The 1,027-nt window shown below is 58.3% G+C and carries 1 protein-coding gene; it reads left to right on the top strand.

What is annotated here, in order from left to right:
* Positions 1 to 326 precede the first annotated feature (326 nt).
* Positions 327 to 1,025: a M23 family metallopeptidase gene (locus tag ACXJL8_RS41890; protein WP_456623837.1), complete on the top strand. Its 699-nt coding sequence runs from the start codon at positions 327 to 329 to the stop codon at positions 1,023 to 1,025.
* Positions 1,026 to 1,027: the final 2 nt, after the last annotated feature.

The raw sequence follows: 1,027 nt of genomic DNA, 5'->3' as shown, positions 1-1,027 counted from the left end.
CGACAGCAAGAGCGTGGCAAGCATCGACAACGAGGTAAAGCGCTTGATCCAATTCAGTTTCACGAATCCATTCCTGCGCAAGGTTTCGCGGCGGGCTGTCAGAAGGGCGCCCCGGGAATCGAGAATAGTGCGTCGACCATGGGTTGAGCAAGTGCCGTACGAATTTGCATTGCCTGGTCCGCCGCAGTCCATTCAACGAAGAGGAAATTCATACGTCTTGGGAAGATGCTCTGCGACGGATATTGCCACCGACCGACGGCTTTCAACCGCACACGACCAGCCCATACGGTGCGATCCGGGACGTTGGCACGTCGCCTCATCGTGGCGTGGATGCGAACTACTACGTCGGACCAAACGGACAGCAGAGGATCAATCTGAGGCATCCCGCATTTCGCTCTCCGGTCGATGGCATCGTGACGAATGCAGACGAAGGGTCTGCAGGTCGGATAGCGATCAGGGATGCAGATGGCGTGTCACACGAGCTACTGCACACGCACAGGCAATACGTCAGCATCGGCGATCGGGTTGTCGCGGGGCAGATGGTTGGCACGATGGGCAACATGGGAGTGCGCGAGAAGTACGCGGAGAGTGGTGATCATCATCTTCATTATCAATTGATCGACGCCGCCGGGAATCGTCTCGATCCTCAGGCATATTGGAAGCAACGAGAGGTGCCTGCGCCGAGCTCGCCCGCTTACGTTTCGGAGCATCAACGGTATCTCCAGGACGCGGACCTTGTCCCTGCGACCCGTCCCGAAGATGTGCGGGTCCTGAGAAGAATGCCTGCCGGACAATCGGATCGATCCGCCTTCAATTCGAGTGATGGTGTGTCGGTGCCTTTTATTCCTCCCGATGCGTCGTTTCCGACCCCGCCGCAAAGCAACTTCGAGCAACGATTCGGATCGTGGCCTGCGTCTTCCGGCGGCGTCCTTGCTGGCTTCAATCAAGCTCCGCAGGGACAACCCGACACACCAAACAACGAAGACTGGTCCGTGATGTGGCGCAGGCGCACCGGTCTGCCTTAGGG

It is taken from the genome of Bradyrhizobium sp. P5_C11_2 (assembly GCF_054049755.1).
The sequence above is the reverse complement of the archived record's forward strand: the minus strand, read 5'-3'. Positions and strand labels throughout refer to the sequence as shown.